Annotated in this window: 28 protein-coding genes; 14 read left to right on the top strand and 14 right to left on the bottom strand. The window is 60.7% G+C overall.

Annotation, left to right across the window (positions count from 1 at the left end; all coding sequences use genetic code 11):
- Window positions 1–14: 14 nt before the first annotated feature.
- From AU074_RS23460 to AU074_RS23430, 7 genes are read left to right on the top strand one after another with little or no spacing between them, the layout of a single operon-like run.
- Window positions 15–755 (top strand): SDR family oxidoreductase, encoded by a 741-nt coding sequence (locus AU074_RS23460; RefSeq protein WP_076016735.1) that lies wholly within the window; start codon window positions 15–17, stop codon window positions 753–755.
- A 28-nt stretch (window positions 756–783) separates the two neighbouring features.
- Window positions 784–1629, top strand: coding sequence for an ureidoglycolate lyase (locus AU074_RS23455; RefSeq protein WP_076016734.1), 846 nt, complete (start codon window positions 784–786; stop codon window positions 1627–1629).
- A 20-nt stretch (window positions 1630–1649) separates the two neighbouring features.
- Entirely contained in the window at window positions 1650–2927 is a 1278-nt protein-coding gene (locus AU074_RS23450; protein WP_076016733.1) for an L-fuconate dehydratase, read from the top strand.
- 38 nt (window positions 2928–2965) lie between these two features.
- Entirely contained in the window at window positions 2966–3826 is an 861-nt protein-coding gene (locus AU074_RS23445; RefSeq protein WP_076016732.1) for an amidohydrolase, read from the top strand.
- Window positions 3823–4596, top strand: coding sequence for an SDR family oxidoreductase (locus AU074_RS23440; RefSeq protein ID WP_076016731.1), 774 nt, complete (start codon window positions 3823–3825; stop codon window positions 4594–4596). The genes AU074_RS23445 and AU074_RS23440 overlap by 4 nt, the downstream gene beginning before the upstream one ends.
- Window positions 4593–4940, top strand: a complete 348-nt coding sequence (locus tag AU074_RS23435; protein WP_076016730.1) for an L-rhamnose mutarotase — start codon at window positions 4593–4595, stop codon at window positions 4938–4940. Before AU074_RS23440 ends, AU074_RS23435 begins: the two co-directional genes overlap by 4 nt.
- Window positions 4941–4991: 51 nt before the next feature.
- Window positions 4992–6212, top strand: a complete 1221-nt coding sequence (locus AU074_RS23430) for a sugar MFS transporter (RefSeq protein WP_076016729.1) — start codon at window positions 4992–4994, stop codon at window positions 6210–6212.
- Here AU074_RS23430 and AU074_RS23425 read toward each other — a convergent pair.
- Window positions 6154–6975, bottom strand: coding sequence for a helix-turn-helix domain-containing protein (locus AU074_RS23425; RefSeq protein ID WP_076016728.1), 822 nt, complete (start codon window positions 6973–6975; stop codon window positions 6154–6156). The genes AU074_RS23430 and AU074_RS23425 overlap by 59 nt on opposite strands.
- Window positions 6976–7067: 92 nt before the next feature.
- Between AU074_RS23425 and AU074_RS23420 the strand changes: the two genes are divergently transcribed.
- Together AU074_RS23420 and AU074_RS23415 are read left to right on the top strand one after the other, a co-directional pair.
- Window positions 7068–7313: a hypothetical protein gene (locus AU074_RS23420; RefSeq protein WP_076016727.1), complete on the top strand. Its 246-nt coding sequence runs from the start codon at window positions 7068–7070 to the stop codon at window positions 7311–7313.
- 276 nt (window positions 7314–7589) lie between these two features.
- Complete coding sequence (locus AU074_RS23415) at window positions 7590–8741, top strand: MFS transporter (RefSeq protein WP_076016726.1); 1152 nt, start codon at window positions 7590–7592, stop codon at window positions 8739–8741.
- 43 nt (window positions 8742–8784) lie between these two features.
- Here the strand turns inward: AU074_RS23415 and AU074_RS23410 are convergent, their stop codons facing one another.
- The 4 genes from AU074_RS23410 to AU074_RS23400 form a co-directional block, all read right to left on the bottom strand.
- Complete coding sequence (locus tag AU074_RS23410; protein ID WP_076016725.1) at window positions 8785–9399, bottom strand: type III secretion effector protein; 615 nt, start codon at window positions 9397–9399, stop codon at window positions 8785–8787.
- Window positions 9389–9736, bottom strand: coding sequence for a hypothetical protein (locus AU074_RS33670; protein WP_143503657.1), 348 nt, complete (start codon window positions 9734–9736; stop codon window positions 9389–9391). The genes AU074_RS23410 and AU074_RS33670 overlap by 11 nt, the downstream gene beginning before the upstream one ends.
- A 160-nt stretch (window positions 9737–9896) precedes the next feature.
- A complete protein-coding gene (locus AU074_RS34615) occupies window positions 9897–10223 on the bottom strand; it encodes a hypothetical protein (protein ID WP_256576947.1) in 327 nt (108 codons plus the stop codon).
- Window positions 10224–10314: 91 nt separating this feature from the next.
- Window positions 10315–10845, bottom strand: coding sequence for a hypothetical protein (locus AU074_RS23400; RefSeq protein WP_076016724.1), 531 nt, complete (start codon window positions 10843–10845; stop codon window positions 10315–10317).
- A 119-nt stretch (window positions 10846–10964) separates the two neighbouring features.
- On the opposite strand from AU074_RS23400, the gene AU074_RS23395 reads away from it, so the two are divergent.
- Window positions 10965–11381, top strand: a complete 417-nt coding sequence (locus tag AU074_RS23395; protein WP_143503655.1) for a hypothetical protein — start codon at window positions 10965–10967, stop codon at window positions 11379–11381.
- Window positions 11382–11658: 277 nt separating this feature from the next.
- Here the strand turns inward: AU074_RS23395 and AU074_RS23390 are convergent, their stop codons facing one another.
- The 5 genes from AU074_RS23390 to AU074_RS23370 all read right to left on the bottom strand — a co-directional run bounded on the left by AU074_RS23390 (window position 11659) and on the right by AU074_RS23370 (window position 17801).
- The gene (locus AU074_RS23390; RefSeq protein WP_076016722.1) at window positions 11659–14064 is read right to left on the bottom strand and encodes a TonB-dependent receptor; all 2406 of its coding nucleotides are present in this window, start codon (window positions 14062–14064) and stop codon (window positions 11659–11661) included.
- Window positions 14065–14160: 96 nt separating this feature from the next.
- On the bottom strand, window positions 14161–15135 hold the full coding sequence (locus AU074_RS23385) for a FecR family protein (RefSeq protein WP_076017131.1): 975 nt from the start codon (window positions 15133–15135) through the stop codon (window positions 14161–14163).
- A 32-nt stretch (window positions 15136–15167) separates the two neighbouring features.
- Entirely contained in the window at window positions 15168–15668 is a 501-nt protein-coding gene (locus AU074_RS23380; RefSeq protein WP_076016721.1) for a sigma-70 family RNA polymerase sigma factor, read from the bottom strand.
- Between the two features lie 108 nt (window positions 15669–15776).
- The gene (locus tag AU074_RS23375) at window positions 15777–17240 is read right to left on the bottom strand and encodes an MFS transporter (protein ID WP_076016720.1); all 1464 of its coding nucleotides are present in this window, start codon (window positions 17238–17240) and stop codon (window positions 15777–15779) included.
- 87 nt (window positions 17241–17327) lie between these two features.
- Window positions 17328–17801, bottom strand: a complete 474-nt coding sequence (locus AU074_RS23370; RefSeq protein ID WP_076016719.1) for a nuclear transport factor 2 family protein — start codon at window positions 17799–17801, stop codon at window positions 17328–17330.
- A 146-nt stretch (window positions 17802–17947) separates the two neighbouring features.
- On the opposite strand from AU074_RS23370, the gene AU074_RS23365 reads away from it, so the two are divergent.
- The gene (locus AU074_RS23365) at window positions 17948–18802 is read left to right on the top strand and encodes a LysR family transcriptional regulator (RefSeq protein ID WP_076016718.1); all 855 of its coding nucleotides are present in this window, start codon (window positions 17948–17950) and stop codon (window positions 18800–18802) included.
- Window positions 18803–18920: 118 nt separating this feature from the next.
- Window positions 18921–19523 carry a hypothetical protein gene (locus AU074_RS23360; protein ID WP_076016717.1) on the top strand — a complete coding sequence of 201 codons (603 nt, stop codon included), beginning with the start codon at window positions 18921–18923 and terminating at the stop codon, window positions 19521–19523.
- Here the strand turns inward: AU074_RS23360 and AU074_RS23355 are convergent.
- The 4 genes from AU074_RS23355 to AU074_RS23340 all read right to left on the bottom strand — a co-directional run bounded on the left by AU074_RS23355 (window position 19510) and on the right by AU074_RS23340 (window position 22209).
- Window positions 19510–20097: a TetR/AcrR family transcriptional regulator gene (locus AU074_RS23355; RefSeq protein WP_076016716.1), complete on the bottom strand. Its 588-nt coding sequence runs from the start codon at window positions 20095–20097 to the stop codon at window positions 19510–19512. The two genes, AU074_RS23360 and AU074_RS23355, sit on opposite strands and share 14 nt — an antisense overlap.
- A 39-nt stretch (window positions 20098–20136) precedes the next feature.
- A complete protein-coding gene (locus AU074_RS23350; protein WP_076016715.1) occupies window positions 20137–20907 on the bottom strand; it encodes a molybdopterin-dependent oxidoreductase in 771 nt (256 codons plus the stop codon).
- The gene (locus tag AU074_RS23345) at window positions 20900–21523 is read right to left on the bottom strand and encodes a cytochrome b/b6 domain-containing protein (protein WP_076016714.1); all 624 of its coding nucleotides are present in this window, start codon (window positions 21521–21523) and stop codon (window positions 20900–20902) included. The genes AU074_RS23350 and AU074_RS23345 overlap by 8 nt, the downstream gene beginning before the upstream one ends.
- 77 nt (window positions 21524–21600) lie before the next feature.
- A complete protein-coding gene (locus AU074_RS23340; RefSeq protein ID WP_076016713.1) occupies window positions 21601–22209 on the bottom strand; it encodes a hypothetical protein in 609 nt (202 codons plus the stop codon).
- Between the two features lie 238 nt (window positions 22210–22447).
- Between AU074_RS23340 and AU074_RS23335 the strand changes: the two genes are divergently transcribed.
- Window positions 22448–23143, top strand: coding sequence for a heavy metal response regulator transcription factor (locus tag AU074_RS23335; RefSeq protein WP_076016712.1), 696 nt, complete (start codon window positions 22448–22450; stop codon window positions 23141–23143).
- On the top strand, window positions 23116–24528 hold the full coding sequence (locus AU074_RS23330) for a heavy metal sensor histidine kinase (protein WP_076016711.1): 1413 nt from the start codon (window positions 23116–23118) through the stop codon (window positions 24526–24528). The genes AU074_RS23335 and AU074_RS23330 overlap by 28 nt, the downstream gene beginning before the upstream one ends.
- The last annotated feature ends 112 nt before the right edge of the window (window positions 24529–24640 follow it).

The raw sequence follows: 24640 nt of genomic DNA, 5'->3' as shown, positions 1-24640 counted from the left end.
CAAGGGAGTCTGTCATGGACCTCACCGGTAAACGCGTGCTGATCACCGCCGCCGCCCAAGGGATTGGCCGCGCCAGCGTCGAAGCCTATCTGGCGGCCGGCGCCGAAGTGATTGCAGCCGACATCAATCAACAGGCGCTCGCCGACTTGCCGGGCGCGCAAACGGTATTGCTGGATGTCACCGACGCCAGCGCCATCCAACGCCTTGCTGCCGAAATCGGCCCGCTCGATGTGCTGTTCAACTGCGCAGGCGTGGTGCACGCCGGCAATATTCTTGAATGCCCGGAAAGCGACTGGACGTTTGCCCTGGACCTGAACGTCACCGCCATGTACCGCATGATCCGCGCATTTCTGCCGGGGATGCTCGCGGCGGGCGGCGGTTCGATCATCAATATGTCGTCGGTAGCCTCCAGCCTCAAGGGCGTGCCCAACCGCTTTGCTTATTGCGCCAGCAAGGCCGCGGTCATCGGCCTGACCAAGTCGGTCGCGGCGGATTTTGTCACCCAACGCATTCGCTGCAACGCCATTTGTCCCGGCACCGTGGAGTCGCCTTCGCTGCAGCAACGCATCATCGAACAAGCCAGCCGTGAAGGTCGCCAGCAGGATGAGGTATACGCCGCCTTCACCGCGCGTCAGCCGATGGGACGCTTGGGTACACCCCAGGAAATTGCCCAGTTGGCGCTGTACCTTGGCTCCGATGCCAGCGCCTTTACCACCGGCACCACCCAGATCATTGACGGCGGCTGGAGCAACTGACCGCCCACTTCCAATAAGAGGATTGCTCATGAAACTGCTGCGCTATGGTGAAAAAGGCCAGGAACGTCCGGCCCTGCTGGACGCTGATGGACGTCTGCGTGACCTGTCCGCTCACATCAGCGATGTCGCCGGTGACGCCCTGCTCCCGCAAAACCTCGCTCGCCTGCAAGAGCTCGACCCCGCGAGCCTGCCCTTGGTACCGGGCAATCCGCGTTTGGGTGCCTGTGTCGGCCAAGTAGGAAAATTCATCTGCATCGGCCTGAACTACGCCGATCACGCCGCCGAAACCGGAGCGCCGATCCCTGACGAACCGATCATCTTCAACAAATGGACCAGCGCCATTGTCGGCCCCAACGACAACGTCGAAATCCCCCGCCACTCCACCAAGACCGACTGGGAAGTCGAACTGGGCGTGGTGATCGGCCAGGGCGGTCGTTACATCGACGAAAGCCAGGCCATGCAGCACGTGGCCGGCTACTGCGTGATCAACGACGTCTCCGAACGCGAATTCCAGCTGGAACGCGGCGGCACCTGGGACAAGGGCAAAGGCTGCGACACCTTCGGCCCGTTGGGCCCGTGGCTGGTCAGCCGCGATGAAATCGCCGACCCGCACCAACTGTCGATCTGGCTGGAAGTCGACGGCCATCGCTACCAGAACGGCAACACCCGCACGATGATTTTCCAGATCCCCAAACTGATCAGCTACCTCAGCCAGTTCATGAGCCTGCAACCAGGAGACGTGATTTCCACCGGCACCCCGCCCGGTGTGGGCCTGGGGATCAAGCCCACGCCGGTCTACCTCAAGCCAGGGCAAAAGATTCGCCTGGGCATCGAAGGCCTTGGCGAACAGAACCAGATCACGGTCGACGCCTGACAAGAACCAAGGAGCCGTTCATGACCACCATTACCGCGATTCGCGTCGAAGATATCCGCTTTCCTACGTCCCAGTCCCTGGACGGTTCCGACGCCATGAACCCGGACCCGGACTACTCGGCCGCCTATGTGATTTTGCAGACCGACAACCCGGCCCTTGAAGGCCATGGCCTGACCTTCACCATCGGCCGTGGCAACGAGATTTGCTGCGCAGCAATCCAGGCCATGCAGCCGCTGCTGGTGGGCTTGACCCTGGAATGGATTGCCGAAGACATGGGCCGTTTCTGGCGCCATGTCACCAGCGACAGCCAGTTGCGCTGGATTGGCCCGGACAAGGGCGCCATCCACCTGGCCACCGGCGCTATCGTCAACGCCGCGTGGGATTTATGGGCCAAGGCCGAAGGCAAACCCCTGTGGCGCCTGGTGGCCGACATGAGCCCGGAACAGTTGGTGCGGTGCATCGACTTCCGTTACATCACCGACTGCATCACCTCCAGCGAAGCCCTGGCCTTGCTGCGCGAACGCGCCGAGGGCAAGGCCGAACGCATGGCCGACCTGCAAGCCAATGGCTACCCCTGCTACACCACCTCCGCCGGCTGGCTCGGCTACGGCGACGAAAAGCTGCGCAGGCTGTGCCAGGAAGCAGTGGATGCCGGGTTCAACCACGTCAAACTCAAGGTCGGCCATGACTTGCAGGACGACCTGCGCCGCGTGCGCATCGCCCGCGAAGTACTGGGGCCTGACCGCCAACTGATGATCGATGCCAACCAGGTATGGGAAGTCGACACCGCCATTGATTGGGTGCGCGAATTGGCGTTTGCCAAGCCGTGGTTTATCGAGGAGCCCACCAGCCCCGACGATATCGAAGGCCATCGCAAGATTCGCCTGGGTGTGGCACCGGTCAAAGTCGCCACCGGCGAGATGTGCCAGAACCGGATCATCTTCAAGCAATTGATCATGCGCGAAGCCATCGACGTGGTGCAGATTGACGCCTGCCGCCTGGGTGGGGTCAACGAGGTGCTGGCAGTGATGCTGATGGCGGCCAAATATGGCCTGCCGGTTTGCCCCCATGCTGGCGGTGTAGGGCTTTGCGAGTACGTGCAGCATTTGTCGATGATCGATTACCTGTGCATCGCCGGCACTCATGAAGGCCGGGTGATCGAGTATGTCGACCATTTGCACGAGCATTTCGAGGAACCGTGTGTGGTGCGCGATGCGGCTTATCTGCCGCCCAAGGCACCGGGTTTCTCGATCCAGATGAAAGCCGCGTCCCGGGAGCAATTCCGCCACCGGCCGTGACCTGAAGCACACATTTGATTGGACGGAGCACAATAATAATGTCGTCCCCATCACCTCTGAGGCTCGATGCGCACCAGCATTTCTGGCGCTACCGGGCCGCTGATTATCCGTGGATCGGTGCGGCTGAGGCTGACCTGCGGCGGGACTTTCTCCCACAGGATCTACGGCCGTTACTCGACGTTGCCGAACTGGACGGCTGCATTGCGGTGCAGGCCCGCGCGGGTGAGCAGGAAACCGACGCGCTGCTGGATATGGCGCGGCAGCACCCGTGGATACTCGGCGTCGTCGGCTGGGTCGACCTGTGCGCCCCAAGCCTTGAACAACACCTGGAACAGTGGCGCGACGCACCGAGACTCAAGGGCTTTCGGCATCAGATTCAAGACGAACCTACGCCTGCCAGTTTCATGGCTGACCCGGGATTCGCCCGCGGCCTGCGTCACCTGCAACAACAAGGCTACGTCTATGAGGTGCTGATCCGCTGCGCCGACCTCGATGCCGCCACCGCCATGTGCCAACGCCACGACCAGCATCATCTGGTGCTGGATCACCTGGGCAAGCCCGACATCGCCAACGGCCCGGCCGGTTGGGCAGAACACCTGGCGCCCCTGGCCGCCCTGCCCCACGTCAGTTGCAAGCTGTCGGGCCTGCTCACCGAAGCCGGGCCCGATCAGCGCAACGCGCGGGCATTGCGCCCTTATATCGAACTGGCATTGGAACTGTTCGGCGCCGAGCGCTTGATGTTCGGCTCGGACTGGCCGGTGTGCCTGCTGGCAGGCGAATACCAGGGCACCTGCCAATTGCTGCAACAGACCCTCGGCCAGCTGTCGCCCAATGAACAGCAGGCGATCTGGGGCGGCACCGCCCAGCGGGTCTATCACCTTGAAGGAAACTGCCCATGAATTTGCATTTGCAGGAACGCGTGATCATCGTCACCGGCGGCGGCTCGGGGATTGGCGCCGCCATCTCCATGGGGCTGATTGCCGAAGGCGCGATCCCGGTGATTTTCGGTCATCAACCGTTGTCGCCAGCGTTCGCGGCCGAGCTGGAACAGCAAGGCCAAAGCCACTTCATCCGCGTCGAGTTGCGCGATGAAGACGCCTGCCGCGCGGCCGTCAACGAAGTGTTGCAACGCTTCGGGCGCATCGACGGCCTGGTGAACAATGCCGGGGTCAATGACGGTGTGGGGCTGGACGCCGGCCGTGCTGCCTTTGTCGAATCCCTGGAAAAAAACTTGATTCACTACTACCTCATGACCCACCTGTGCCTCGACGCCCTCAAGGCCAGTCGCGGGGCGATCGTGAATATCAGCTCCAAGACGGCCCTCACCGGCCAAGGTGGCACCAGCGGTTATACCGCCGCCAAAGGAGCGCAGCTGTCCCTGACTCGGGAATGGGCAGCCTCCTTGCTGGAGTTCGGCATCCGGGTCAATGCGGTGGTGCCTGCCGAGGTGCTGACGCCGTTGTACCAGCGCTGGATCGACGGCTTCGACAACCCAGAGGCCAAGCTCGCCGCCATCGTCGAAAAAATCCCGTTGGGCAAACGGATGACCACCCCCGAGGAAATTGCCGACAGCGTGCTGTTCCTGCTCTCACCTCGCGCGTCTCACACCACCGGGCAATGGCTGGTGGTGGACGGTGGCTACACCCATCTGGACCGGGCGCTGACATGAGCGGCCAACGTTACTGCCTGGCCCTGGACCTGATCGACGATGCGGCATTGATCGACGAGTACCAGCAGTTGCATCAACGCATCTGGCCCGCCGTGGCCGAACATCTGCGCAGCCAGCACATCGTAGAGATGCAGATCTGGCGCCTGGGCACGCGGCTGTTCATGGTCATGGACACTGCGGCCGGTTTCAGCTTCGAAGGACTGGACCACGCCGCACGCGCCAACCCTGAAGTGCAAGCCTGGGAAACCCTGATGTGGCGTTTCCAGGCGCCCACGCCATGGACTGATCCTGGCGGCAAATGGCAGCCGCTGACGCAGGTTTTCAGCCTCACCGACCAACCCTAGTACCCGCTGCATCGCACGCCTTGATCCCATAAAAACAACAGGAGAAGCGTCATGTTAAGCAAAGACACACACCTGGCAGGCACCCGTGCCGTGCCGACCTATCGCTGGGCGCTGATGCTGGTGACCAGTCTGTTCTTCCTGTGGGGCTTGTCCTACGGTTTGCTGGACGTACTGAACAAGCATTTCCAGGAAGTGCTGCACGTCAGTAAGGCCCAGTCCGGGCTGTTGCAAAGCGCGTATTTCGGCGCGTATTTCCTGATCGCCCTGCCGGCCGGATTACTGATGGACCGCCACGGCTACAAGGCCGGGATCCTGCTGGGCTTGTGCCTCTATGCAGCGGGCGCGTTGCTGTTCATGCCGGCGGCAGCGGCGGCGAGTTTCCCGTTCTTCCTGTTCGCGCTGTTCGTCATCGCCTGCGGCCTGGGCTGCCTTGAGACCGCTGCCAACCCGTACGCCACGGTGCTGGGCGAGCCCCAGGGCGCCGAGCGGCGGTTGAACCTGGCGCAATCGTTCAACGGCCTTGGTCAGTTCTTCGGGCCGCTGATTGGTGGCGCAATGTTTTTCAGCGTCGGCAGTACGCCGGCGTCGGACATGAGTTCGCTGCAAACCACCTACGTGGTGATCGCCGTTCTGGTGTTGCTGGTGGCGCTGTTGATCGCCCGCACGCCGCTGCCGGACTTGCGCGCCCAGGAGCAGGCACTGCAACCGGAGACTGGCAAAGGGCTGTGGCAATATCCGGAATTCGTCGGTGGGGTGATCACGCAGTTTTTCTACGTGGCGGCCCAGGTCGGGGTCGGTGCATTTTTTATCAACTACGTCACCGAGCACTGGGCACAGATGGGCAATCAGCAAGCGGCTTACCTGCTGTCGATCGCGATGCTGGCCTTCATGTTCGGGCGCTTTTTCAGTACCTGGTTGATGGGACGGGTCAGCGCGCAGAAGCTGCTGCTTTTGTATGCGTTGATCAATATCGCATTGTGCGCGCTGGTAGCGATTGGCCTCGAAGGCATCTCGGTGATCGCGCTGATTGCGGTGTTCTTCTTCATGTCGATCATGTTCCCGACGCTGTTCGCCATGGGCGTGAAAAACCTCGGGCCGCATACCAAGCGCGGCAGTTCATTCATGATCATGGCGATTGTCGGCGGTGCCCTGATGCCCTACTTGATGGGCAAGGTCGCGGATAACAGCACGGTGGCGCTGGCTTATTTATTACCTATGGGCTGTTTCGTGATTGTGGCGGTGTATGCCCGTAGTCGGTTGCGCCATCCATGAAGTACCGCCCCGGCGTCGTCCCGAACGTGCGTCGGAACATGGCAATAAAGGCACTGACGTTTTCATAACCCAGGTCCAGCGCAACCCGAGTGACCGGTGCATGGGCCGCCAGCAACTCCAACGCGCGCAACAATCGCGCGCGCTGGCGCCATTGGCTGAAGGTGAACCCGGTCTCGGCGACAAACCGTCGGGCCAGTGTGCGGGCAGAGAGTCCGGCCCATTGCGCCCATTGTTCCAGCAGGCGGTTGTCGTCGGGGTTGTCGGCCAGCGCCTGGGCGATGCGCAGCAAGCGTGGGTCCTGGGGCAGCGGCAAGCCGAATGGCTCCTGGGGCAAGCCGGCGATTTCATCAAGGATCACCTGGGCAATCCGTACCTGTGGCGGCTCCAGCATGGGCTCGGCCCAGGTTGCCGCGCGCCTGACAGCCTCCAGTAACAAGGACGACGTGGCGATAACGCAGGTCTGTTGCGGCAGACCGGTACACGCCTGAGGGTCGACATACACACTCCAGCCATCAAACGGCCCGTGGGAACGCAAGGCGTGGGAACAACCGGGGGCAATCCACACCGCGTGAGTGGCCGGCACCACCCAATGCTGGTGCGCCGCCTGCACCGAGAGCAACCCGCGCTGGGCTCCGAGCAATTGCCCCCGGGCATGCTGATGGGGCGCAGTGGTGCGTTCGACGGGGCTGCTCCGCAACGTTGCCACCAGCAAGGGACCGCCGATTGCGTTGGCGAGTTGAGGTGAAACGAAGGTTGGCAGCATATGGCAGCTTTACCGTATTGAATGGCCCGGATAAGGCAGTGTAGCCATATGTGTACGCCTAGACTGCGGATTCGTTCATTGAGGACTGCGTCATGCGTGCAGAAGACCTGCTTCCCGATCATCTCGACCAAGGCCAGTTCAATGGCGTGACAGTGCGCAAAGGCACGGTGGGGGCATTCCTTGCGAATGCCAGAACCTGGTGCGATCCGGCCACCCCGGGTGAACAGCGATTAGTGGCCGAACAGGACATGCTGCAGGCCCTCCCCGCGTTGCAAGCCCTGGGCTTGTTTGAAGTGTTGCAGGTGCGGGATCCCGAGTTGGCTCGGCTGCTGAAGTGAGAGGATCGGCCTGGAAGGTGGTAATCCACCGCAAGAATCCCGGGGTTCGCCAGTTCTCGCGGGGATTACGCACCTTCCAGACCACCTCGCACAGCAGGCGATTACTCGTCCTACAGGCTGATAGTGGTTGCAAAGGCCGATCGCGTTCCATGATCCAGAAAAAATTGTTGCCCCGTGTTCAGGTACACCCAAGGAACCCGGCTCGCTCGATACGGCCTGATGTGCAAGGATGTTGCGCTGCACATCGTTCGTTGAACGCAAAACCAAGGATTTTTCATGACCGCCATCAGCACCCCAGCGCCCGTGGTACCCGGGCGGCTGGAACAAATGTCGACCCGTATCGCGTTTTTTATCGCAGGTTTCGGCATCGCCGCCTGGGCACCGCTGGTGCCTTATGCCAAGGCCCGCGCCCAACTCAATGAGGGCACCCTCGGCCTGTTGCTGCTGTGCCTCGGCGTGGGATCGATGATCGCGATGCCGGTCGCGGGTGCCCTGGCCTCGCGCTACGGCATCCGCCGAGTGGCCACTGGCGGGACGATCCTGATTTGCCTGGGCCTGCCGATGCTGGCAACGGTCACTTCGATTCCGCTGTTGATGGCCGCGCTGTTCGTGTTTGGTGCCGGCCTCGGCACGGTGGACTCCACGGTCAACCTGCAAGCGGTGATGGTCGAACGGGCCAGCGGCAAGACCATGATGTCGGGCTTCCACGGGCTGTTCAGCCTGGGCGGGATTGTCGGTGCGGCGGGTGTCAGCGGGTTGCTGGGGCTGGGCTTGTCGCCATTGCAGGCCACTCTCGCCGTCATCGTCGTCATCGCGGTGGCCTTGCTCAAGGCCGGGCCGCACTTGCTGCCTTACGGCAGTGAAAGCTCCGGGCCGGCCTTTGCCATACCCCACGGCGTGGTGCTGTTTATCGGCTGCCTGTGCTGCATCGTGTTTCTCGCCGAAGGCGCCGTGCTGGACTGGAGCGCGGTCTTCCTGAGCGCCGAGCGCGGCCTTGACGAAGCCTATGCGGGCCTCGGCTATGCAGCCTTTGCCTTGACCATGACCGTCGGCCGCCTCACCGGCGACAGGATTGTTCGCCGCCTGGGCGCAACCCGGGTGATTGTGTTCGGCGGCGCCCTCGCGGCGGCCGGCATGCTGCTGGCGACGCTATTCCCGGCGTGGGAGACCGCCCTACTGGGGTATGCGCTGGTCGGCGCCGGGTGTTCGAACATCGTCCCGGTGCTGTACACCGCCGTCGGCAAGCAAACCGTCATGCCGGAACACATTGCTGTGCCCGCCATCACCACCCTGGGTTACACCGGCATCCTCGCCGGCCCTGCGGTGATCGGCTTTATCGCTCACGGAAGCAGCCTGAGCACGGCGTTTGTGCTGATTGCCGTGCTGCTGATCGGCGTGGCGATCAGCGGGAAAATACTGCGGGTATGACGGGCAACCCCGTAACGCCTCATTCGTTGAGGCGTTACCCGGGCTATCGGGTTTTGTTGTGCTCGAGCCAGCGATCAAGGGTTTTATTACTCAGCCAACCCTCTTGGTGATAGCTGCCAAAAATACGCCGACCGCCGCTGTGGGCGTTTTCCAGGGACTGCAATAACCCGGGCCGATCCACAATATTCTTCGCCATATACACCTGCTGTTCATCGTATTTTTTTCGCGCCAGCCCGGTGGTAGGGTCCAGGAGAGGTTCACCCTGGCTGTCGAGTTCGTCCGGGTCCTTGCTCATGGCAACCAGCAACTCGATGTTGACGTAGCCGATCTGCTCAAAGAACCCCTTGCGGTCCTGGGACCTGTCACGCAACTCGGTAAACATTGCCTTGAATACCTGGACAAGTTCGGCGTTGCTCTTGGCGTGGAAAGGATCCGGGCTGAAGGCGCTTGGATCGCTGTTGCCGAACACCACATTTTCGGCCTTCGAAAGGCTTTCCCGGGTGATGTAACCGTCTTGATCGGTAATCGCATCGATCAAGCGCGGGCGCTGGACAAGCGCCTTGGCCAACAGAATCGCAGCGTTGAACACCGGGTTGTCGCCGATTTTTTTGCCGGCGATTCGCTGCAGTGAAGACAGTGTCAGCCCGTCACTTTTCATGGAGTTCTTTCAACGTGGAAAAACTGGTTTTCAGCGCTTTTACCAACTCGCTGTCTGGTAACTGAAGGTTGGGATTCGGTGACCCGGCACGAGAAGCAACACCGTTTTGCAGCGTACGATGATGGGGCACCACCTCATAGGGCCTGGCCGAGCGCAAAGGAGGCCGGTAACCGGAAGACCGAACAGCCGAGGCACCAGATTGATGATTGGCTTGCCGACCCGCATCGCCAGTTTCACTTGACGCAGCCTGAGCGGGACGCAGCCCATCATCCGGTTTTACGTCAAATCGGCCTGTACTACCGTGCTGCAAATAGCCTGACCCGCCATCAATTCTCATGATTCATCTCCACCAATTTTAGACCCACGCCTGCCTGGTCATCTCCCGGGCAGCGACCGTATCGCTCGCGCGACAAACAGGCCAAAAGTGTGTGGTGTGTTGCAGGCAATGGTTCCTCTGCCGCGAAGTGTTCCAATGACAACATGTAAAAACCAAAAAATCAGTCAGCTTTCCCGGGCCCTCGCGAGGTCGGCGTCGCTTGCTGCCAAAGGCCTTTGATCGCGCCGACCATAGACCCGATCGCTGCGCAAAAACGGCGTAATACACAAGCTTCAGTCGCCGGCATCTGCCCATCGGGCAACATGCCTTTGATGAAGTCGTCGGCAGCCGGCACGTGAAACGTGTGCTGCCCGGTGAAGTTCTTCACTCGCCGGGCCTCGGCCCCCTGCTCGCGATTTTTACCCGGCGGCGAAACATCACCACCCGGCGGCGGATCGCTTGCTGGCTGGGGGCCGGGATCGCGCGGCCCAAACGACATTGACGTCATGTCTAAGCCCTGGCTGGGAGAGTAAAGCAACGGAGTGTTCAAGACGTCATCACGCCACGGAGGACTCGCGGCGTGATCGGTCATGAAAGGGTTAGCGAGACAACTCACGCAGCGCGTGCTTGTTGATTTTGCCGTTGGCATAACCGCTGCCCGCCTTGTCCATCGCCTCCAACACGCTTGAACGCTGAGTGACTTCCCTCGCCAGTTGAATGAGTGCGTCCGTCTGCGGGCGACCGGTCAGCGGCATGGCAGCCAATCGATTCAGCTCATTGGTTTTTATCGAATTGCTGAAAAATCCTCCCTTCAAGGCATTGAAATTCTGAAGCATCAGTTGGGCAAGCTCCTTGTCGTCTTGATACTTCAAGGTGTTGTCGGAATGAACGAGCGCATTGATGTCTTGCCGGGTGAACCGGTCGTCCATCTGGCCGGTCGAGCCGCTGCGATCAAGGCCTAGCATGAGGTCCGGGCGTCGCAGAATCTCTCTGGCCAGGAGGATGTTCTGGTCATCCGCCGGGTTGCCTGTCAACCGCTTGCTGGCCATGTTTTCCAGGCCTTGCTGCGTAATGTGTTGCGTTCCCCGGTCCCTGAAAGCATTGAAGCCGGTCAGAAGTTGTTCGGCCAACTGGTCATTGCTTCTCCTGGAGTAATGCGGATCCGGCCTTCCATAAACTGGCCCGCAATTTCCTGGATCCGGCTTCGGCGGTTTACCGATACATGGCCGGCACGGCTCTGGATCTGGCTTTGGCGGTTTACCGATGCCTGGCCGGCATGCCTCTGGATCTGGCTTTGGCGGCTTGCCGATACCTGGCCGGCACGGTTCTGGATCCGGCCTCGGTGGCTTGCCGATGCCTGGCCGGCATGCCTCTGGGTCTGGCTTTGGCGGCCTGCCGATACCTGGCCGGCACGGTTCTGGATCAGGCCTCGGTGGCTTGCCGATGCCTGGCCGGCATGCCTCTGGGTCTGGCTTTGGCGGCCTGCCGATACCTGGTCGGCACGGCTCTGGATCCGGCCTCGGTGGCTTGCCGATGCCTGGCCGGCATGCCTCTGGATCTGGCTTTGGCGGCCTGCCGATACCTGGTCGGCACGGCTCTGGATCCGGCCTCGGTGGCTTGCCGATGCCTGGCCGGCATGCTCCCGGGTCCGGCTTTGGCGGTTTAACGATACAGGGTCGGCACGGGGGCGCAGTATTGTTGTGAATTGAGGCGGTGGTCTGATTGGACATGGATACCGACATAGGCATCTCCTGTGCGGCTGGTTTCAGGGAGCGCCTCATCCTCCAGAGCACCACGACGAAATGATCGTCCAGGTACTGTATGAAAAGTGGGCAAACCTGTGTGGCCGAACGGTCGGATTCAGTTCCTGTGAAAGCGAGGAAAGGTCACAGCCCGTGCCGGCAATGCCGGAGCAGGCTGCGACCGCTTAAATCAACTGAGAGTCAGAACCCCACGCTGGCCTGCACAAAGAACGTGCGCGGCTGGCCCAGGTAGATCCCGGAGTTGTTGTCGCTGGAGCGCGTGTAGTGCTCCTGGTTGAACAGGTTTTTAACCCCCGCGCCCAGCTTCAGGTTCGACAGTCGCGCACCGAAGTCATAACCGCTGCGCACGTTGACCGAGACGTAACCGGGAATATCCCCGTACTGGCCGTCAGAGGTCGGCTGGGTGATATAGGTGGTGCCAGTGCCCGGCGCACGCTGGCCAGACTGGGCGTAGACGTCCAGGTTATGGGTCCAGTGGTTGACGTCGTAACGCAGCCCCAGGGTAGCCACTTCACGGGAGTACAGCGGCAAGTCGCGACCCTTGAAGGCAACGTCGCCTTCGGACGTGGCCTTGGTGTAGGTGAAGCCGGCGTTGGCGGTCAGGCCATCCAGGCGTGGGTCCAGGTTCGACAGGTCGTAATGGGCCGACGCTTCGATACCTTCGTGCTTGGTAGCGCCGAGGTTGGTCCAGCCCACATCGTTGCTGACGTATTGCAGCTCGTCCGAGAAGTCGATGTAGAACAACGTCACTTCACCGCCCCAGACGTTGTCGTTGTAGCGAGTACCGATTTCGTAGGTCTTGGCTTTTTCCGGGTTCAGGCCGTTCGCGGTCTGGTCGCCGTTTCCGCCCTGGCCCAGTTGGAAGTACTGCAGGCTGCCGAAGGACGTTTCGTAGTTGGCAAACAGTTTCCAGGCATCGGAGACGTGGTACATCACGCTCAGGGCCGGCAGCGGTTCGTTGTTGTGGATCTCGCGACGCTTCTCCTGGACCGTGGTGCCATTCAGGGCGACTACCGGACGGTCGTGCCATTCGGTACGGATCTGCTCAAAGCGTATGCCCGGGGTAACGGTCCATTTGCCGATATCAATCTTGTTATCGATATAGAACGAGTTGGCCTCGGTACCACCGGTACGGTCCTGGTAAACGTGGCCGTCATTCTGGCCCACCGGAGTCGGCACGTTATTGACCAGCGCCAGGCTGGTCGCTTGCTCGTGCATGCCTTCCTTGAGGTAGCGATAACCGACGCTGACTTCCTGGGTACTCGGCCCCAAATCAAACACATGGGACACCCGCGGCTCGATGCCGAAGGTGTAGTAGGTGCGCGGGTAGGAACCCAGGGTTTTCAGGTCGCGGTTGGCGATGTTGCTGCCGCGGAAACTGTCGGAGTAATACGTCAGCACTTCAGCCTGGGTACGGTCGTCGATCTGCCGGACGTACTTGAAAGACATATCCTTGCGCCGACCGCTGAAGTTGTCCCAGTCACGCACCGATTGATACGGGTTGGCGTCGTACTGTTTCTGGGTCAGGCCGCCGGGCATGTCGGCGCTGGCGTCGTAGTAGTGGAAATTCAGCGAGAAATCGTCTTGGTCGGTCGGTGCCCAGTGGGTCTTGAAGATCACGTCGTCGATGTCGTTGGTGTTGTTGCGATCGCGGTAACCATCACCCTTGGTCCCGGAATACAGCAACGCCGCGCCGATACCGTTGTCAGCGGTGCCGCCGATGAAGGCGTTTTCGATGTGCTTCCAGCCGCCGTGGGCCGCGGTTTCCAGGGTGGTACCGACCTCACCGGAGAATTTTTCCGGAATGGCGCGGGTCACGAAGTTGATCACACCGCCGACGTTTTGTGGCCCATAACGCACGGAGCCCGCGCCGCGGACCACGTCGATGCTGTCGAGGTTGCCCGAGGAAATCGGTGCCATCGACAACTGCGGCTGACCGTACGGGGCAAACGCCGCCGGTACGCCATCGATCAACACCGTGGAGCGTGGCGACAGCCGCGAGGTCAGGCCGCGCACGCCGACGTTGAGGGAAATATCACTGCCGCCGGTACCGTTGGCTTCCTGCACCTGCACCCCGGGAATGCGCCGCAGCACATCGCCGACGCTCATCGCGCCCTGCTCCACCATGGCCTCACGTCGGACCACGGTGCGCGCGCCGGGGTGGTTCTGCACCACTTCGGCATTCGCGTCGCCCAGCCAGTCGCCGACGACCTTGATGTCGGTGGCACCCAGCTCCAGCGGCGAACCTGCTTCGCCGGTGCCTTTGCCAAGCGGGCGCAGGGTCACGGAGCCAGCGTCGATCTGATAATCCAGGCCGCTGCCTTGCAGCAATTGGCGCAGGGCTTGTTCTGGCGACAGGTTGCCGTCGACGGCCGGGGCTTGTTTGCCGGCGACCAAGTCGGGGCTGAAGAACACTTGCAGCGACGTCTGCTGACCCAACTGGCTCAACGCCGAACCCAGGGACTGGGCCTGGATATGAATGGCGTCGTCAGCATAGGCCGCAGGCACTGCGGCGCTGACGGCCAGCGCCAGCGCCAGCGGTGCCCAACGGGATGATTTATTGTTTTTCACGGCGAGTTTTTTCACGTCGAACGGAGTCCTGTGATCGCAAGAGAGTGCGGCTGTTAATGCAAACCAGTTGCAGTTGCACAAGAAGACGAAGAACTCGGAAAAAACCTGAATCTATCGTGAAATTATTTCCTGGCTACCGTCGGGCAAGGTACGCAAGGCCACCGGAAGAATGTGCGGCAAGGCCTTGAGCAAGGCATCGGTGTCGGTGGATTTGAACACGCTGGTCAAGCGCAGGTTGCTCACCGCAGGGGTACTGACCCGCAATGGTTGCTCGCGGTAACGTGAGACTTCACGGGCCACTTCGCCGAGGGTGGCGTTGTTGAACACCAGTTTGCCGGTGCGCCAGGCCGTGAGCTCTTCGGGGTTGACGGCGTAGGCAGCCGCCACCTGGCCCCGGGCATCCACATGGGTCCCCCGGCCAGCGGTAAGCATCACGATCTCATCGGGTGCGCGCCCTTGCACCTTCACCGTCCCGGCCTCGACCACCACGCGGGTCTGGTCGTCATCGCGGCGCACGTCGAAACGCGTACCGGTGACCGTCACCTGCCCTGCCCCGGCCGACACCACAAAGGGCCGGCTGGTGTCGTGCTCGACACTGAACATCGCCTCGCCCTGCTTGAGTTCGATGCCGCGCTGGCCTTTTACGTAGTGCACCGCCACCACACTGCGGCTGTTCAAATCCATCAGTGAACCGTCGGGCAGCGCCACCTGCCGGCGCTCCCCCAGCGCGGTGCTGAATTCAGCGTTATACGTCGCCGGATGATCCAGGCCACTGAACAACCCAAGGCCCAGGGCCACCGCCAGCACGCTCGCCGCCACCGCATAGCGCAGCACTGGCCGGCGCTTCACACGCGGTTCCGGGGAATCGCACAACGCCTGCAAGCGTGCCTTGGGCACCAGGTCGGTGGCGCTCCACAAGCCTTGCAGCATCTCAAATTCGTACTGGTGTGCGGCATGCTCGGCGCGCCAGGCATCAAACCGTTCGCGTTCTTCGACGCTCAACGGGCTGTCCTGCACACGCACAAACCATTGCGCTGCCTCATCGCGGGCCGTCGCACTGCCGCAGGCACACTCACGGGTATCCATCATGGAAGGTCCTGTTTCAAAGCGGGCATTGGTCATGGGGCCATTGCGTCCAGGCGGTCACGTAGATGCCGCAGGGTGCGGATCATATACTTTTCCACCATGTTTTTAGACAGGCCCAGGCGTTCGGCGATTTCCTGCTGGGTCAGGCCCTCGATTTTCTGCCAGATGAAAATCTTGCGGCAGTTCAGCGGCAACTCGGCCAAGGCCCGCTCGATGGAGTCCGCCAGCTGGATCGCGTGCATGAAATGCTCCGGGTCGCCACCGTGGGGCGGGCTCTGATCAAAGGCTTCCAACGCCATCGCCTCCCGGCGGTCTTCGCGACGATAGGCGTCAACTGCGATATTGCGCGCCGTTTGATGCAGGTAGGCACGAGGTTGCTCAACCGCAGTAGGCTTGGCCTCAAGCACCCGAACAAAGGTGTCGTGGGCCAGGTCCTCGGCCTGCTGACGGTTTCTCAGGCGCCGCGTCCAGGTCCCGATCAACTCTTCGTAGTGCTCGAAAAAGCCTGTTCTGCGGGGCGGCTGGGGAGTCATCAAGGGAGCACTGGGGAGGCGGGGCGTGAATAGTAATGCTTCCTATTAAGCGGGGCAATTGCTTCCTGTCGTCCTCTTTCGTTATCGTTTTTTCACTGTCCCACCCCATTACTGCCGGGGTGGGCTCAAGCCCCCCAGGACAGAGGCATTGGCTACGGATCGCCAAGCGAGGGTAATGCCCAACCCTGCACCCGTGACCAGGCAAAAGACAATGCAAAGGGTCGCGGCGATAAATGCCTGGGTGATCGCGGCCGGATCGGTGCGCGGACCGAGGATGGTATAGAACACCCCGCCAACTACAGCGACGCTGAGGGCGGTGCTGACTTGCAGGGTCGAACTGACAATGCCGGCAATCATGCCCGAATAGGCCGACGCAACGCGGCCGGTGACCATTCGCATCAACGTCGGCATCGTCAGGCCTTGTCCGAGGCCAATCACGAACAGAATGGCGCCAAGGATCACCGGTGCCAGTTGCACCCCGACCGGTGTCGCGACGATGAGCCAGACCAGCCCAAGTAACCCGATGGACTCCAAGGCCATGCCGAGCGGATTGATATAAGCGCCGAGCATGCGCCGCCCCCACGGCGTCAGCAGTGGTCCTACCAGAAGCCCTGCACCAAATGGCAGGAACACAAGGCCGGCGCTCAGCGCGGATACGTGCAGCGCCTGCTGCAGATAGACTGAGAACAACAGAAAGAAGACCGCGATCGAGTAAAACAGCAATGCGATTATCAGCGCGCGGCCAAGCCCCGGTGCCGTCAATGCAGCCGGGACGATAAGAGGCACGCCGCCCGAACGGTCCAGGCGAGTCTCGTAAAGCCAGAACAGGCGCCCAAGCATCGGTACAGTAAGAAGAGACAACCACGACCACCACGGCCAACCTGCTTCCCGGCCCACGATCAGCGGTACAATGAGCGCACCGAGGCAGGCTATCGACAAGCCCATGCCGCCCAGGTCCAGCCTGGTTGCGTGGCGCACGCGCATCTCCTTCAACAAGGGGATGCCAAACAGCACGACCAGCGCCACCACCGGCAAGTTGACGAGGAAAATTGCTCGCCACCCCAGCCCCATGAGATCAAGGGAAATCAGGATGCCGCCCAGGGCCTGCCCGATTACAGCGGCCAAGCCGAAGACAGCACCATAGAGGCTGAGCGCAAGGGGCTTTTCCGAATCAGGGAAAATCGCCTGCACCGACGCGAGCGCCTGCGGCGCCATTACGGCCGCCGTCACGCCCTGCAAGGCGCGTCCGACAACCAACACCCAGGGCGACCCTGCGAAGCCGCAAAGCACCGATGCGGCCGCAAAGCCGACCAGCCCGAGAAGAAACATACGGCCTCTCCCGTACAAGTCCCCGAGCCGCCCGCCAGTGATCAGTGTCACGGCATAAAGCGCAGCATACGAAGAAATGACCAACTGTTCAGCAGAGGCCGAGGCACCCAACTCCTCACGGATCGACGGGAGTGCAATATTGACGATAAAAAAATCCAGCGGTGGAAGGAACGCGCCGACAAGCAGAACCACGAACATTGCCCAACGGCGAGGGTCAGGTTTGGAAACATCATTGCAGAACATGGACAGTCTCCATATACAACCAATCGATGATGGGCCTCGCGTTATCCGCCAGGCGGCCAGCGGATGAGTCCCGAGCAGGTTTCTCGTTCAAATACCGACAAACGTTTCCGAACCAGCAATGGGCTTCCAGTTTTCCAGCGGTGTGAGGAAGTGCAGTTCGAAACGTCGCGCGGTGAATCGCCATTGGCCTTCGCGGCGCTCGAAGTGGTCGTGATACAGGCCGCTGACCTGTACCGGGCCTGTTTCGATGTCATGAAAGAGGCAGTCAGCCGCGACGGTTGCCGTGGCTACGCCCCCCTCGATATGGATCAGCGGGTTGGACATCCAATGGTGCATGTGGGGCATCTTTCGCCAGCTCTCTTCAGCCATCGCTACAACACCCTCCGGGCCGGCACCCTCGCCAAAACCCGGCAGTTCCAGGGTCGCGTCGGCATGCCAAATCGTGCGTAACAGAACGGGGTCAATGCGATCGAACGCATTGGCATATGTGGAGATGAGCGATTCGATTGCCGCGCGGCTTTCCAGCGCCTCCAGGCGAGCAGCCAGGGTTTCAAGGGTCATGGTTGTGTCCTTCAGTGGGTGCATGCGTCAGGCCTGATCGCCGGTTGCCTCTGCCTGGGTTCTTGGGTCTATTGTGCGAGCCGAAGGGGTTGCGGCGGGACTGCCATTACTGCATCTTCACTGTTCACTTTTGTACGGGGCAAACCATGGAGTGGAATGACTTACGCGTCTTCCTGGCCATCGCGCGGGGAGGTTCGCTGGGCGCTGCAGCCAAGCTGTTGGGCGTCAGCCACCCCACCGTGGGGCGACGCCTTCAGGTGCTTGAGCAGGCCGGCGGCGAGGTGTTCTTCCGCCGTACCGCGTCAGGGCTGGTGCTGACTGACAGCGGTGAACGCATTTTCGAATTGGCCGAAGAAATGGAACGCAGTGCACTGACGATTGAGCGGCGCATCGCGGGCGAAAGCGACCAGCCTGAGGGCCAGTTGCGGATATCTTCGGCAGACTGGTTCGCCAGTTACGTGCTGGGGCCCGTCCTGGGTGAGCTCGTCAGACGTCATCCATTGATCGTGCCCGAAGTGATTGCGGGGCACAGGTTGTTCGACCTGACGCGCAGGGAAGCAGACATTGCCTTTCGGATCATTCCTTTCACCGAGCCCGACATCGTCCAGAGGCGACTCGTTACGCTGAGCTACGGACTGTACGTGAGTGCCCAGGCGTCATTCCTGCCGCGAGATAGTGGTGAAGGTGTCGGCCTGATTACCATGAACACTGCACAAGCGCATTATCCGGATGTGCTCTGGTTACAAGCGCTGTACCCACAAGCCAGAACCGTGTTCACCAGCAGCAGCCGCACGGTTCAGGCACAGATGTGCACGCTGGGCCTGGGCGTTGCCGTCCTGCCTCGTGTTCTGGGCGATCAATTGCCCGCACTCAAACTGTTAGACACCGGCGAACCGCCGCCCGGGCGCGATATCTGGATGGGTTATCACCACGATATGCGGCAGATGGAGCGGCTTCGCGCCCTTGCAGACCTGGCAGACGAGATGATTGGGACGGGCTGATTGCCCCACGCGCACCGGTCACGCCAATCGGTCGTTTCAGGTTGAGTTAACCTTCCAACTGGTAGATAGTTACTTTCGATTCAGGGAATTCGTCAGCGCCTGATCATGAGGATCTGTTATGACCCGTATTTCCACCCTGCCGCCGCTGCCTTATGTTTTATCAAAGACCACGCAGCCCGCTGATAATCCGAGCGGGAAGGCCGCTGCCCCAGACTTCCCGGCACTGTTGAAAGCGCAGTTCAAGCCCGCCGCAGGCGCAAACCCACAAGCGGAGGCCGCCACGAACCTGTCGCGTCGACCAGACGTCGAAGTGATGCTGCAACAAATGATGGCATGCCGAAAGATGATGCCCGTCGCCACGAGCAAGAGCGGGCGAGCCCTAACGGGAACACTCGCGGTCCTGGAGGATGATTGCGCCGATGAGGCTCCAGACGAAACCACTGGCATTGGGGAGCAGAGCACCGACCATGCGCAGGCTGCGACCGTGTCACGCAACCGCGCCTGTGGCAGCGTGTATATCGTCGGGGTGCCCTTCGAATGCGCAATAAACCTGTCCACCACTGCGCTGGCGCAGCCTGCCAGCGTGCTCACATGGGTATCAACCGAAGCGGTTCAAACGCCATCGCCCCCACAGCGGGCTCGGCCGTTACGCCAGCGCAAGCCCTTATCTGTCGATGGGGATCAGCCGGAACCGGGGAACTCAGACTTCAGCCTTGAGTGATGACAAGCCTGTCCAGCAATGGCTGAGTGATCGCACCAAAGGTTTCGGCATCGCCGTACGCCCGGGCAGAAAGCATTGCGCCATGTACCGTTGCCATAAACATCTCTGCCTCGGCGCGGGCATCACAGGATAAAGCGAATTTTCCTTGCTTGGCCCCTCGCTCCAGCACAGAAGTAATCCAGGCAGAGAGCGCTCGAAAATGAGCCCTCACTTCCAGAACCACCTCTTGAGGCAACACGGGAATCTGGGTAGCGAGCAAGGCACACACGCAATAGCCCTTGGTCACATCACCGACACAGTCGAGCCAATAACCGATATAGGCACGCAACTGGTCTGCGGGATCAGGGTAGTGACGCTCCAGCGCCGCAATCCCGGCCTCGGCCTCTTCGCGATAACGCTCGACCAGCGTGCGGACGAGATCAACCTTGGTGGGAAAGTGATGGTGAATGCTTGCCTTGCGAATGCCCACGAATTCAGAGATGTCGGCGTAACTGAAACCGTTGTACCCACCTCCGATAATGAGTGAGCGCGCGCAGTCAAGAATTTCATTGAAGGTACTGGAAGGATTATTCATCGCGAAAATCTATCTTCCAGTAGGTTTGGAGTCAAGCCTTCAGATACCGCTGAACCAGTTGTAACCTTGATCTTCCCAGTAGCCGCCGGGATTGTCATTTCCAATAAAAATCTCGACAACATGCTTGGGATTCTTGAAGCCCAGCTTGGTGGGCACGCGGATTCGAAGCGGATACCCATACTCCGGAGGGAGTGCGACTTCGCCGTAATCCAGCGCCAGCAGGGTCTGCGGATGGAGTGCGGTCGGCATGTCCAGGCTGGAGTAGTAGCGGTCAGCGCACTTGAAGCCCACATACTTGGCGCCAGTGTCCGCGCCGATGTGCTCCAGGAAGGTCTTGAGCGGCACACCCCCCCACTGTCCGATAGCACTCCAACCCTCCACGCAGATCAAGCGCGTGATGTCGGTACGTTGGGGCAGCTTGCGCAAACCTTCCAGCGTCCAGGGCGCTTTGTCCCGGGCCAGGCCAGACACGGCCAGCGAATAACTCGACAGGTCGACTTCAGGGATGTCGTCCTCGCCGTAGAACGCGTTGAACGGAAAGGGTGTGGTCATTTGCGCCTTGCTGAAGGTCGGTGCCAGTTTCTGCCCACTGAACAGCCAGGCCTGAACCCGATCGTTCCAGCGCGACATGGCCCACAACACCTTGTCCACCTGGTCGCCGTCCTGCAAATTGCAACCGGTCAACATGGCCATGGCCCCGACGGTCAACCCGCCGCGCAGGAAGTGCCGACGCTGGATATTTTCCAGTTGACGCTGCTGAGCGGGCTCAAGCCTGATGCGCTGGGTCGTGGTTTTTTTGGGTTCATTCATGATCGGGCCTCCCGTTTTCAATCGGCCGTACGCCACCTGTGATCATGGGCACCAGGGTTTTCGGCACCAGCAGTACGAGCACCAAGTGCACGACGACAAACGCGCCAATGGCAGACATCGCCACAAAATGTACATAGCGTGCACTGTCATAGCCGCCAAACAACGCGACCAGTTCCTGCAGCTGGATGGGCTTCCAGATCGCCACGCCCGAAACCACAACCAACGCCCCAGCCCCCAGGACAACCCCATACATCAGGCGCTGTACAGCGTTGTAGACACCCGTCTTATGGGCCAGCCGAAAATGCAGGGCATCGTTCAAATCACGCTTGACCGCCTGGACGGTGACCGGCAGGAAATCACGCTGAAAATGGCGACTGAACAGGCTATAGAGCACATAAACAAGGCCGTTGATAACCAACAACCACATAAATGCAAAGTGCCAGGCGAGCGAGCCGCCCAACCAGCCACCCACCGTCAACTGAGCTGGGAACCGGAACCCAAACAGCGGGGACGCGTTGTAGATCGCCCAACCGCTCATAAACATACACACCATACAAATGGCGTTAAGCCAATGGGTGAGGCGCACAGGCCAGGGATGAATACGACTTCGTTTCATGCTGCTCCCTCCCGCCAAAACAAGGAGACGCCTGCGGGAACGAGGCCGCCGGGCCTCGCTGCCACAGAGCCGCCGTTTTACATAGGCGGCTGGAAGCCGTCTTTACCGACCGCAACGCCGCGCGCGCTGCCGTCTTGCGCAGGGAACACGACAATTTTGGCGCCTTTGACCAACTCATCGGCCTTACCAGGCTCGACATAAGCAATCGGCACATTCGTCGGCACAACCAGCTGTTTCTCACCGCCTTTGTAGTTGACGGTCAGCGTGCGGCCGCTGGCGTTGGACAACTTGCCCACGGTGCCATTGGTCATGGTGCCCGTCGTGCCATCGGCATTTTGCCAACCGTAGTGACCTTCGCCGCTGCCCTTAAGGCTGGATTCGAATACCGTGACCTCCAGCGCCTTGAGCGTACCATCAGACTGCGGGATGGCTGCCGAACCGACAAAGCTGTCGGCCTTGATCGAATCAATATCTGCCTTGGAGACCCTGACAATACCGGTCTTGTCAGTCAGGCCGATGGTTTGGTGGGCACCGGTGCGAGAGGTAAAGGTCAGGGTATTGTTGTCGACACTTTCGACCACGCCCCGTAACGGTTTGATGACCGGCATATCAGCTGCGGCTGCGATCGCGGCAGCACCGACCATCAATAAACCAAACGTGGTGGACAGAGCACTCTTGAGCTTCATGTTGGGGATTCCTCACTGGTTTAAGTGCATCCATCCTCCAACCTCAGCCGGGCCTCCACGATGACCAGCAGATGACATTTTTGTCATCTGCTGCCCCCTTACCACGAATGACAAAAATGTAACCCGCAACTTTCCCATAGCTGGTTAAACTTTGTTTCATACAAGTCTTGTAGCTATCTGGTATCTGCTCCGGACCCCACAGTTTGCGCACCTGGCAGAGAAAGCCGAGCCCACCTGAATGCATATTTTGCTGATTGAAGACGACACGAGTACCGGCGAGTACTTGAAAAAAGGCCTTGGCGAGTCCGGCTATAAGGTCGACTGGACCCAGCACGGCGCCGACGGCCTGCACATGGCACTCGAAACGCCCTACGACCTGATCGTGCTGGACGTGATGCTTCCGGGCATCGATGGTTTTCAGATCATCGAACTGTTGCGTGCACGGCAAGACGTGCCGGTGCTGTTCCTGACGGCTCGCGACCAACTGCACGACCGTATTCGCGGCCTGGAACTGGGGGCCGACGACTATTTGGTCAAGCCGTTTTCCTTTACCGAGCTGCTGTTACGCATTCGCACTATTCTTCGGCGCGGAGTGGTCCGGGAGATCGATCACTTTCACCTTGCCGACCTGGAGTTGGACTTGGTCCGTCGTCGTGTCACCCGCCAGCAGCAAGTGATCGTCTTGACCAACAAGGAGTTCGCCTTGCTGCATCTGTTCCTGCGCCGGGAAGGCGATGTGCTGTCCAGGGCACAGATTGCTTCGGAGGTCTGGGATATGAATTTCGACAGCGACACCAACGTGGTAGATGTCGCCGTCAAGCGCCTGCGCAGCAAGGTCGACCTGCCCTACCCGGTCAAACTGATCCATACGGTGCGTGGCATCGGCTACGTGTGCGAGGTACGGCCATGTGGCGCCGACGCCAGCCGTCCCTGACCCTGCGCTCGACGCTGGCGTTCTCACTGGTCGCCATGCTCGCAGTGGCCGGGGCCGGGTTTTACCTGTACGCATCCATGAGGGCGTCGGTGCTGATGAACACCGACCATGCGGTGATGGGACGCCTGGATCACTTTCGTAAACTGCTGCACTACGAGCTTGCCCTGGACAAGCTGCGCGACAGCCCGCAAATTTTCAAAAACATGCTCGACAGCGAAGACGACATCTTCATCATCGGAGAGCCTGGCCAGGAGCCCGTAATACAGGTCAATCCGTTGGGCGTCGTGCTACCGGACCTGCCAGTGATCACTCCGGACACGGCGCTGCGCGTAGAAGACTTGCGCAGCGGCATGACCGACGCAGGTGTGCCGCTGCGCGCTGCTACCGTGCAAACCACCTCCGGCGGGCGCGATGTACGGCTCACCGCCGCGCACCTCATGGATAAGGAAATGGCCATGCTCAAGGCCTTTCGCGAGCGTATCTACCTGGCAGTGAGCCTGGCCTTCCTGGTCACCGCCCTGCTCGGCTACATCCTGCTGCGGCGCGGCCTGCGCCCGTTACGCCAGATGGCGGCGCACGCGGCGAACATAACGCCCCAGCGGCTCGACAGCCGCATGAACAGCGCAGACACGCCGGTTGAGCTGCAGCAACTGAGTGACGCCTACAACGCCATGCTCGACCGCCTCGCCAACGGTTACCAGCGCCTGATACAGTTTTCTGCCGACCTGGCTCACGAAATACGCACGCCGGTCGGCTCATTGATGGGACATTTCCAAGTGGCGCTGCGCCAGTCACGCACCCCGGACGAGTACCAGACACTGCTTGCTTCAAACCTGCAAGAGCTGGAGCGCATTTCACGGATCGTAGAGAGCATTTTATTCCTCGCGAGGGCTGACGAAGCGCAGGCGATGGTGGAGCGCCAATCGCTGTCTCTGAATGACGAAATCCAGCGCATCTGCGAATACTTCGAGGGGCTGGCAGAGGAGCGCCAGATCACCCTGCGGACCGTCGGCGATGGCGTGGCCAACGCCGATCCATTGCTGCTGCGCCGAGCATTGAGCAACCTGGTGGCCAATGCCATTCGCTATGCCGATGAAGGCAGCGAGATCCTGCTGCGTGTAGTGGCGACCGGCTCCGGCTGGCGCATTGATGTGGAAAATCAAGGCCCAGTGCTTGCCGATGAAATCCTGCGCAAGCTGTTCGACCGCTTTTACCGTGGTGACGCCTCTCGTCACCAAAGCTCGGACTCATACGGCCTTGGCCTCGCGATCGTTGCGGCGATCATGCAACTGCATGGCGGTGAGGTGAGTGTGGAACAGCCAACGCCTGGGACCATCCGGTTTTCGTTGTTATTCCCCGCTGACCGGGCCACCAACCGTCAGTAACGAGACCACGCGCAGCTATTCACAGGGGAACTGCGCAAGCAATTCGGCCAACCCAAAAGTCAATCGCGCGCCGCCGCGACAACTCCCAAGACAGTTGCTTGACAGCCAGCCT

Source organism: Pseudomonas sp. ATCC PTA-122608 (assembly GCF_001952855.1).
Classification (GTDB): domain Bacteria; phylum Pseudomonadota; class Gammaproteobacteria; order Pseudomonadales; family Pseudomonadaceae; genus Aquipseudomonas.
Note: the sequence above shows the minus strand (reverse complement) of the source record. Positions and strands in the feature narration are given on the sequence as shown.